At 64.3% G+C, this 9,485-nt stretch carries 10 protein-coding genes; 7 read left to right on the forward strand and 3 right to left on the reverse strand.

The annotated features are described in order from the left end of the window. From Mlute_RS12470 to Mlute_RS12495, 6 genes are all read left to right on the forward strand, one after another. Positions 1–636: alanine dehydrogenase (locus Mlute_RS12470; RefSeq protein ID WP_182482565.1), on the forward strand; the 636-nt coding region annotated here is incomplete at its 5' end. A 37-nt stretch (positions 637–673) separates the two neighbouring features. Continuing rightward, positions 674–1,327, forward strand: a complete 654-nt coding sequence (locus Mlute_RS12475; protein WP_119360947.1) for a DUF3108 domain-containing protein — start codon at positions 674–676, stop codon at positions 1,325–1,327. Between the two features lie 90 nt (positions 1,328–1,417). Further along, entirely contained in the window at positions 1,418–1,759 is a 342-nt protein-coding gene (locus Mlute_RS12480; RefSeq protein WP_119360948.1) for an Asp23/Gls24 family envelope stress response protein, read from the forward strand. After that, entirely contained in the window at positions 1,752–3,350 is a 1,599-nt protein-coding gene (locus Mlute_RS12485; protein WP_119360949.1) for a DAK2 domain-containing protein, read from the forward strand. Before Mlute_RS12480 ends, Mlute_RS12485 begins: the two co-directional genes overlap by 8 nt. 351 nt (positions 3,351–3,701) lie before the next feature. Then, a complete protein-coding gene (locus tag Mlute_RS12490) occupies positions 3,702–4,139 on the forward strand; it encodes a 3D domain-containing protein (protein WP_119360950.1) in 438 nt (145 codons plus the stop codon). Positions 4,140–4,184: 45 nt separating this feature from the next. Beyond that, positions 4,185–5,312 (forward strand): FtsX-like permease family protein, encoded by a 1,128-nt coding sequence (locus tag Mlute_RS12495; RefSeq protein ID WP_119360951.1) that lies wholly within the window; start codon positions 4,185–4,187, stop codon positions 5,310–5,312. On the opposite strand, the gene Mlute_RS12500 is transcribed toward Mlute_RS12495, so the two are convergent. Next, on the reverse strand, positions 5,309–6,511 hold the full coding sequence (locus Mlute_RS12500) for an adenylosuccinate synthase (RefSeq protein WP_119360952.1): 1,203 nt from the start codon (positions 6,509–6,511) through the stop codon (positions 5,309–5,311). The two genes, Mlute_RS12495 and Mlute_RS12500, sit on opposite strands and share 4 nt — an antisense overlap. 319 nt (positions 6,512–6,830) lie before the next feature. Between Mlute_RS12500 and Mlute_RS12510 the strand changes: the two genes are divergently transcribed. Beyond that, the gene (locus Mlute_RS12510; protein WP_245958969.1) at positions 6,831–8,669 is read left to right on the forward strand and encodes a transcriptional regulator; all 1,839 of its coding nucleotides are present in this window, start codon (positions 6,831–6,833) and stop codon (positions 8,667–8,669) included. Positions 8,670–8,686: 17 nt separating this feature from the next. Here the strand turns inward: Mlute_RS12510 and Mlute_RS12515 are convergent, their stop codons facing one another. Next, positions 8,687–8,950, reverse strand: a complete 264-nt coding sequence (locus tag Mlute_RS12515; protein WP_119360953.1) for a glutaredoxin family protein — start codon at positions 8,948–8,950, stop codon at positions 8,687–8,689. Between the two features lie 51 nt (positions 8,951–9,001). Further along, positions 9,002–9,485 (reverse strand): ROK family protein (locus Mlute_RS12520; protein WP_147371088.1); only part of this gene is annotated, 484 nt, incomplete at its 5' end.

Consider the following 9,485-nt stretch of genomic DNA (forward strand, 5'->3'; position numbering starts at 1 on the left):
CTTTTGGGCGGGGTGCCGGGGGTGGCCCCGGCCAGCGTGGTCATCCTGGGGGGCGGCACCGTGGGCACCAACGCCGCCAAGATCGCCTTGGGCATGGGGGCCCAGGTGACCATCCTGGACGTGAACCACAAGCGCCTGCAGTACCTGGACGACGTCTTCGGGGGGCGGGTGGTGCCCCTCACCGCCACCGAGGCCAACATCAAAAAGAGCATCCAGCACGCCGACCTCCTCATCGGGGCGGTCTTGGTGCCGGGGGCCAAGGCGCCCAAACTGGTCACCCGGGACATGCTTCCCTTGATGAAGGAAGGCTCGGTCATCGTGGACGTGGCCGTGGACCAGGGGGGGTGCGTGGAGACCATCCGCCCCACCACCCACGCCGAGCCCACCTACTTGGTGGATGGGGTGGTGCACTACGGGGTGGCCAACATGCCGGGAGCGGTGCCCCGCACCTCCACCTTCGCCCTCACCAACCAGACCTTGCCCTACGTGCTCAAGCTGGCGGAGAAGGGCTTGGCAGCGCTTTTGGAAGACGGGGCCCTCCTCAAAGGGCTAAACACCCACAGGGGCCTCCTCACCCACCCCGGGGTGGCGGAGGCTTTTGGGCTTCCCTACACCGAGCCACAGCAGGCCCTTTGACGGCCTAAGCCCCCCGCGCTTAGGGTAGTCTGGAAAGATGAGGGAAGCGGCGTGCTGGCTGGTGGTGGGCCTGGGGCTCCAGGCGCTGGCCCAAGGGGTGCCTTGGGCCCCGGGAGAGCGCCTAGTCTACAACCTGCTTTGGCAGGGGTTTGGGGTAGGGAGGCTGCACCTCACCGCTGAGGCCGCAGAGAGGGGTTGGCATTTTCGCCTACGGCTGGAGCCCAGCGGCCTGGCCCAGGCTCTGGGGTATGGCCTCGAGGCCGAAAGCCTGGTAGGCCCCGACCTCTTCACCGACCACTTCTACCAGCTCCACTCCGAGCCCTTCCGCGGCAACACTAAGCTCATCTTCCGACGGGAAGGGGATGGCTGCTCCGCTTTGGTCATTCACCCCGACGGCCGGGAGACCACCTGGAAAAGCCCCCACAGCGACGTGCTGGACCAGCTTGCGCTCATCTACTACCTCCGCTTGCACCCCGAAACCCGGCAGATAAAAGCCGTAGACTACCCCCGGCTGGCCCAGGGGAGGCTCGAGCCGTTGCAAAGCGGCGGCCTCCTAGGCTACCGCTTCGCCCGAGAGGACGTTTTGATAGAGGCCTGGTACCGGCCCGACACCCGCCGCACCCCGGTGCGGCTGGTATTTGGCCGAGACTTTGGCCGCATAGAGGCCATCCTGCTGGAGAACAGCCGCTAGGACCCTGCTTTGGGAACCCCCTGGGGGTGGGTTATAGTTGTCCCAGGTGGCCCCCAAACGCTTCACATCTCAGGTTTTTGGAGGACGAGCTTGAAAGGCAACATCACCGTAACCGAAGGCGCCTTGGCTACCATCCTAGGCCTAGCGGCGCACGAAGTGCCGGGGGTACTGGGGATGAGCCCGGCAGGCCTCCGGGAGTCCATCAGCCGCATCCTAGGCCGCAGCGAGGCCCGGGAAGGGGTGGTGGTCAAGGCTGATCCTAACGCACCAGGAAAGTACCACGCCGAACTCTATGTGGTGGTGGCCTACGGTTCCCGTATCCCTACCGTGGTGGACAGCATCGGAGAGCGGGTTCGCTGGGCCGCTAAGAGCATGGCCGGGGTGGAGCTTTCCTCGGTTCGGGTACACGTGGTGGGGGTGAGCCGTGGCTAGCACACTCCTCCCTGCTGAGCTGGCCCAGGCCTTCCGCTACGCCACGGACTGGTTCGCGGTCTACGTGGAAGAGGTCAACGCGCTCAATGTCTACCCGGTACCCGACGGCGATACCGGTACCAACATGCACCTCACCCTGCAGTCGGTCCGGCGGGAGCTAGACCTGGCCGACACCTCCAAGATGAACGAGGTGGCCCGGGCCATAAGCTATGGTTCTTTACTGGGGGCTCGAGGCAACTCTGGGGTCATTACCTCCCAAATCCTAAAGGGCTTTGCCGATACCCTAAAGGAGGCCCAAGCGCTCTCCCCGACCCTGCTGGCGAAGGCCCTCAAGGAGGGCTCCCGCACCGGCTACAAGGCGGTGATGAAACCGGTGGAGGGCACCATTCTTACCGTTTCACGGGCGGTCGCTGAAGGCGCCCACCAGGCCGTGGAGGCCGGGGCCGGCACCCTAGAAGAGGTCCTGGAAAAGGCTATAGCTCGAGGTCGCGAGGCGTCCGAGCGCACCCCTGAGCTCCTCCCGGTACTCAAACAGGCCGGGGTGGTGGACGCTGGAGGTGTGGGGCTGCTGCGCTTCCTGGAGGGGCTTCAGGGGTACCTTTTGAAAAAACCCCTGCCGGAGCCGCCCAAGATTGAGCGCTATGCCCAGACCGCCTTTGAGGAGGAGGACTTTGGCTACTGCACCGAGTTCCTGATGGAAGGCGTGCAGGAGCCCATTGAGAAAATCCGCGAAGAGGTCGCGGCCTTTGGCGACTCGTTGCTGGTAGTGGGGGCAGAGGGGTTCGTAAAGGGCCACATCCACACCAACGACCCCGACGGTCTTCTGGCCCGGGTAGCGCGGTACGGCAAGATGCTGCGCACCAAAGTAGAGGACATGTCGCAGCAGCACACCGAAATCCTCTCTATGGCTGGGGCCGCCAACGAAGCGCCCCCACCCACTGGCTTGGTCGCGGTGGCGAACGGTTGGGGTCTGGTCAAGGCCTTCCGGGGTTTTGGCGCCCGGGTGGTGGCCGGAGGGCAGACCGCTAACCCTAGCGTCCAGGACATCCTGGACGCCATAAAAAGCCTTCCCAACCCCGAGGTGGTGGTGTTGCCCAACAACAGCAACGTGATTATGTCAGCGCAGCAGGCCGCCAAGCTAGCCGAGGGCAAAAGCGTGTACGTAATCCCCACCCGCACCATGGGCCAGGGTCTGGCCGCCTCAGTGGTCTACCAACCGGAGCAGCCCGCCGCAGAACTTCTGCCGGCGATGGAGGAGGCCGCCCGGCGAGCGGTAACCCTGGAGGTAACCCGGGCCAGCCGCAGCGTGGAAATCGGTGGGGTGAGCGTGTCCGAGGGGCAGCCTATTGGCCTGCGCGACGACAGGTTGGCCCTGGCCGCCGAGACCCCAGAGGAAGCCCTTTTGGACATGGCCAAATTGGCTGCGCAGGAGGGTGACTTTGAGATTCTGACCGTGTTCCACGGACCCACCGCAACCAAAGAAACCCTAGAAGACCTGCGCAAGCGCCTGAACGAAGCGCTCCCCGAGCTCACCCTGGAAATACACCCGGGCGGCCCCGATCTATACGACTATCTAGCCGTGCTGGAATAACCGGTCTAAACCGCTGGTGCACGCTCCGGCGTGCATCGGCGTTACTTGCTAAGGCGGGCCGCGTAACATCGGGCAAAACCGCCAGCTCGCAAATTTCCCGTCCGCAACGCGGAGCGTAGGCCAGCCAAACCCGCCGGTTTGGTCAGGGAGCGGTCATCTAAAAGATGAGAAACTCTGGGAAACTCTTTAAGTTGGACTCATAAATCGAAACCCCCCAAAACCCTTCTTTTCCAGGAGATAAAAACCCCACTTAAAATCCGCCATTCCCGCTGGCCACTCCTACAAATGAGAATCGTTACCGCCTCTTCTAAGGGAACCTAAGAAGAAGCCCCCTACCCTTTATCGAGGCGTATGAGAGGACCCTTTCGCATTCCCGTTCCGGTCCTGCTCCTGCTATTCGCAATCCTCGGATTGGGCTGGGCCCAAGCGCCCAAGGTACTTGTTCTGAAGGCCACCGCCTACACCTCCTCGGTAAGGGAAACCGACTCCACCCCTTTCATCACCGCCACGGGAGCCCGCACCCGCATCGGCATCATCGCGGTAAGCCGGGACATGTTGCGCGAACTTCCCTACGGCTCCAAGGTGATGCTGGAGGACCTGGGCACCGCCGGGGGCCGGGGTAAGGGCCGTTTCAACTACCTCTTCAAGGACCGAATTTTCGTCGTAGAGGACACCATGCACCCCCGCAAGCGAGAGCAGATTGATGTCTGGCTGCCCGATCGCAGCACCGCCATCCGCTTCGGGGTAAGAACTGTGCGGGTAACGATCATCCAGCGGGGCCGAGGGTAGAATGCTTGCGCCAAGGGACCCTGGTCTGACCCTTGGCAGGGCTCCATGCGCTTTGTCTGGTTTCTCGCCTCGCGCCACCTGCGCTACCGCCGGGTCCAAAGCCTAATTAGCCTCTTAGGGGTAGCGGTGGGCATTATGGTGCTCACCACTGCACTCTCCCTGACCAACGGCTTCACCCGGGGGCTGGTAGAGGCCACCCTGAAAGCGGTGCCCCACCTCCACTTGCAAAGCCTGAACCCGGAGGAGAGCCCACCACCTCCCCCAAACCCCGAGGTGGTGGGGCAGGCCCCGGTACTCCTAACCAAGGCCCTGCTAACCCGAAGGGCCGAGGCGGGCCGCCCGGCAGGAGCCGATTTCGCCACCCTGATTGGGCTAGGGGAAGGGGGCCAAGGGGTCTATCCAGAGCTAGACCTCACACGGCTCGAGCCGGGCACCATCGTACTGGGCAGCGCCCTGGCCCGCAGCCTGGGGGCCTATCCGGGGGACCGCCTCTTCCTCGTCTCCATCAACCAAAAGCGCATTGAGCTAAGGGTGGTGGGCGTCTTTCAAACCGGGAACTACCTCCTAGACTCGGGCTTCGCCTTCACCACCCTAGCCGACACCCGCGAGCTAGTAGAGCAGCCCAAGGCCCTTTCAGGCTACCAGCTCCGGTTGCGCAACCCCGAGCGGGCCCCCGAGGTGGGGCTGGCCCTGGCCGGAAAACACTACTTTCCCCAGACCTGGCAGTCCAGCAACCGTACCCTCATCGAGCAGTTGGCCTTGCAGAAGCGGGTCATTGGCGTTGTGGTCTTCTTGATCGTGGTGGTGGCGGCTTTGGGCATGGCCAGCGTGCTGGTGCTGACCGTGGTTGAAAAAACCCAGGACATCGCCCTCTTACGGGTGATGGGGGCCCAGGCAGTCCAAGTGGCGGGGGTGTTCGCCCTCGAGGGGCTCATTCTCGGCACCGCAGGAATAGCCCTGGGGAACCTTCTGGGGTATGGCCTTTCCCGCTACTTCGCCTGGCAGCCGGTGCGGATACCGGGCGAGCTGTACTTCCTCACCTACCTGCCGGTGGAAATCCGGGCCTCAGACTTCGCTTGGGTCTCCACCATGAGCCTTTTAGTGGTGCTTCTAGCCTCGCTGCTGCCCCTTTGGCGGGCTTTGCGGGTCAAGCCAGGAGAGGTGCTGCGCTAAACCCAGCTCACCGCCCCAAAGGTGTCCTCCCGACGAGGGCTGGTGGAGAACATCACCACCGGGGTCTCGGTGTAATCCTCTATTAGCTCAACAAAATGTTTCAGGCTGGCGGGCAGCCGCTCGCGGCTCGCAATCCCCGACAAATCTCCCCAGCCTGGGATTTCCTCGTACTTTACAGTCCCGTCTGGGCGGTGCTCCACACCCACCTTCACCACCGGAAAACCCGAGAGGACATCCAGTTTAGTGAGCACCAGCCCATCAAACCCATTCACCTCGCAGGCATACTTCAGTAACACCAGGTCAAGCCAGCCGGTGCGCCGAGGCCGCCCAGTAGTTACCCCGAACTCCCCCCCTTTTTGCCGCAAGTACTCGTCCTCCTGGCCAAAAAGCTCGGTGGGAAAAGGACCGTTGCCCACCCGGGTAGCGTAGGCCTTGGCCACCCCGTAGACCTTGTTGATGGCCTTATGGTTCACCCCAGCCCCCACCAGGATACCCCCTACCGTCGGGTGGGAGCTGGTGACGTAGGGGTAGTCGCCGTAGTTGAGGTCGAGCAGGGTAGCCTGGGCCCCCTCAAAAAGCACCTTCTTGCCGTGCTTGATGGCCTCCCGCAACAGATAGCCGGTGTCGGCAATGTGGGGGGCCAGAATCTCGCGCATCCTATACAGGTCATCCAGAGCCTTCTGGGGGGTGTCCCAGCCGGCCTCCCGCGTGGAGTTGGGCTTCTCCGCTAGCAAGGTCTCCACCCGCTCCCTGAGCACCGCCTCATTCAGTAGGTCCCCCACCCGGATGCCTACCCGCCGCGCCCGGTCGGAGTATGCTGGGCCAATGCCCCGTCGGGTGGTGCCCACAAAGTCGTTGCGCGACTCCACGTGCTTGTGGTGCGGCAAGACCAGATGGGCTTTTTCCGAGACCAAGACCCTGGGCTCGAGGCCCTCGACGCGGATGCGTTCCATCTCCTCAGCAAAGCGGAAAGCATCAACCACCATCCCATCGCCCAACACGTTGACGGCCTGAGGGTGGATAACACCGGTGGGCAGCAGGTTCAGCTTAAAGGTCTTGCCCTGGGCCACCACAGTATGGCCCGCGTTGGCCCCGCCCTGGTAACGCACCACGAAGTCGGCGTCCTGAGCCAGCGCATCGGTGACCTTTCCCTTACCCTCGTCGCCCCACTGGGCCCCGATAATGGCAATCCCTGGCACGGGATATAGCCTAATGGCTAAAGCCGAGCGGGAAAAGCCCACCGCCCTAGGGGGGTTGTGCAATTTGCACAAGGGAAGAGAGGGGATTGTGTTACCCTGCGTTGGAGGTTTTACGGGAGGGTTCACGCTTGACGGCAGCCCGCACACGACCCAGAGCTTGCGGCCCCAGGCCGCGGGCTTGGGTTCGTCAACCTCGGCCATCCCCGAGCGGCCCAAGCGGCATACCCTATCGCCCTCATACCCCCTTTCCGGGAAGATACGGCCTGCTGGGTACGGGGATTACCGTCTTGTTCGTCTCGGATTTCAAAGGAGCGTGCGCATGAGTAAAGGAGGACCCATCCAGCTCAAACTGTGGGGCCCAGCCCGCCTAGAGTACCAGGGCCGGGAGATTAAGCTTCAGCGCAAAGGCCTCGCCATTCTGTACTACCTCGCTTTGGAAGGGGCGACCCGTCGGGAGGTGCTGGCGGACCTGCTGTGGGGCCACGCAGCGGCCTCGCAAAACCTACGGGTGGAGCTGCATCGCCTGAGCCAGGCCTTGGCCCCGCTGGGCTACACCCCCTTCAAGCCGGGGGAGGATCCTTTGCAGCTCCCCCCCTTCATCACCCTTGACCGCACCCCCGGACCGGGGGCCCCTATGGAGGGGCTGGAGGAGCTCTCGGTGGAGTTTCGGGCCTGGCTCGAGGGCCAGCGCTCCCAGCTCATGGCAAACAGCTCCGGCACGGTGGGCCGCGAGCGGCTGGTGCAGGAGGTGGCCGCCCAGCTCACCCTCCCGGCGGTGCTCATCGTGATGGGCCGGCCTGGCTCAGGCCGCGCGGCCTTCGCCCAGGCTCTAGCCAAAACCCTGGGCATGCCCTTCCTGGAGGGCCCCCGGGGGGGGGGACGGGCCTTGCACTACCTGCGCCCTCCTTACAACGACGTGGCCCTTGAGCGCATTCTCAACGACCGGGAGGGGCTTTGGGTGATTGAACGCTCGGCCTACGGCGAAGACCCCCGGCTCATCCTGGAGCTGCGAAGCCACTACCCCGCCGAGCGCACCCGCTACATCACCCTCCCTCCCCTTTCCTGGGCCGAGGCCCGGGCCACCATGCTGGCGAACCTCCCCTTTACCCAAGCCGCCCGGCTGTACCTAGCCTCAGGGGGGTCCCCCGGCCACCTGCGGGAGCTGCTGGCCGTGCCGCAAAACGGGCGGGAGATACCTCTGCCCCAACGGGTGCGGGCCCAGGTACAGCTTGAAGCCCGCATGCTCTCCCTCGAGGGCCGGCTGGCCCTAGAGCGGCTATCGGTGCACCCGGGGCCCTACACCCAGGGCCTGCTGGACGCCCTAGAGGCCACGCCCTATCTAGACGAACTCGAGCGGCGTGGCTGGCTGGTCTACAACGGGCAGTGGCAGTTTTCCGACGACGCCAGCCGCCGGGTCCTGTACATGGGGCTGCAGCCGGGCCGCCGCCAGCAGTACCACCGCCAAGCCGCCCTGCAGTGCGCCATGGAGGAGCAGCGCATGGCCGAGGCCTACCACCGCCTGATGGCCGGTGACACCGCCGACTGGGGCAACTTCCTGAACACCCTCACTGGCTGGACGCGCTACGGCCTGAAGGCCTGGCTGGGCACCCCCGAGCCTTTGCCCCTCAGCCCCAGCCAGAGCAAGGTGCCGCGAGGCAGCGAGCTGGCCTTGCTGGAAGAGACCCGCTTTGGCCCAGGGTTTGAGGTGGATGGCCGGCACGTGCGCTGGGTGCGCACCCCTTCCCAAAGCAGCGCCTCCGGCATAATCTGGGCGGCTCACGAAGAGCCCTCGCTGCTTCATCTCAAAGGCCACGCCTACGTGGAAAACCCCCTGGGGGTAGGCATCTCGGGCCGGGCTGCACCGCTGGTGATTGAGATTCAAGAGCCCCGTGAAGCCCGGGTCATCTTCCTCCCTGGGGTCCAGGCGGGCGCAATGGCCGATAACGCCCTCATCCTTCCCCTCCCCGAGGAGCTGGACGTCTGGTTCAAGGTACCCGCCGGAGCCAGCATCCGCCTGAGCAGCAACGCCGAGAGCGCTCTGATTGACCTCGAGGCCACCTCGTACCGCATCGCCCTGCCCACCCAAGCCACCCTAGCTCCTCAAGTACAGGTCCTTGAGTTTTTTCGTAGCGCGGTAGAAGCCGCGCGCCGATCCTAACCGCCCATTAGGGGCCTTCACGTGGGGCTCTGAGCGTGAAGGCCCACCTGCTCGAGCCAACCCTTAAGCTTGGCCACGGAGAAGCGGCTTAGCGAGACCGCATGGGGGCCATAGACCAGGGTGGGCACGCTGCGTTTTCCATTGTTGAGTCGCATCACCAGCTCAGCCGCCTCTGAATTCCGTTCAATGTCTACCTCGGTAAAAGGCAGGCCCAGCTCGAGCAAGGCCCGCTTGGCCGCGCGGCAATCAGGGCACCAAGCGGTGGAGTATACGACAATCATACTGGGGTGGAGTTTACAGGAGCAAAAAGCGGGCCTCTGTGAGCCGAGTGACTAGACCTCCCCCACCTCGAGGGCTGCGGTGAGGGCCGCGCCCAAAAGACCGGCCTCCCCACCCAGCCGGGCCAACCGAATGGGGGGGGCCACCCAACCCTCCATGTAGCGCTGATAGGAGCGCATCACCTCGTCTAAGTACCCCTGGCCCGCGTTGAGGGCCACCCCACCCCCCAGCACCACCACCTCGGGATCGTAACACTTGACCAGCGAGGCCAGGGCTACGCCCACCCAGCTCGCGGCCTGGCGCACAATCCGGCCGGCCCGAGGGTCGCCCTGCTGGAAAAGCGAAAAGAGTTCCCGGGTGCCCATCTCGCGCTTGAACGAGGCCAAAGCCATACGCTCCATGGCCGGGCCGGTGGCCAAGGCCTCCAAACAACCATCCAGTCCGCACCCACACGAAGGCCCCCCCGGCAGTACGGTGATGTGGCCGATCTCACCGCCTTGTCCATTGGCCCCCCGCAGTACCCGGTTGCCCCAGACG

Source organism: Meiothermus luteus (assembly GCF_003574085.1).
In the GTDB taxonomy this organism is placed as follows: domain Bacteria; phylum Deinococcota; class Deinococci; order Deinococcales; family Thermaceae; genus Meiothermus; species Meiothermus luteus.

Excerpts from the sequence above, each read along its gene's own strand:
- Mlute_RS12475 (WP_119360947.1), top strand. The coding sequence starts at position 674 with ATGAGGGAAGCGGCGTGCTGGCTGGTGGTGGGCCTGGGGCTCCAGGCG.
- Mlute_RS12490 (WP_119360950.1), top strand. The coding sequence starts at position 3,702 with ATGAGAGGACCCTTTCGCATTCCCGTTCCGGTCCTGCTCCTGCTATTC.
- Mlute_RS12495 (WP_119360951.1), top strand. The coding sequence starts at position 4,185 with ATGCGCTTTGTCTGGTTTCTCGCCTCGCGCCACCTGCGCTACCGCCGG.
- Mlute_RS12510 (WP_245958969.1), top strand. The coding sequence starts at position 6,831 with ATGAGTAAAGGAGGACCCATCCAGCTCAAACTGTGGGGCCCAGCCCGC.
- Mlute_RS12515 (WP_119360953.1), bottom strand. The coding sequence starts at position 8,950 with ATGATTGTCGTATACTCCACCGCTTGGTGCCCTGATTGCCGCGCGGCC.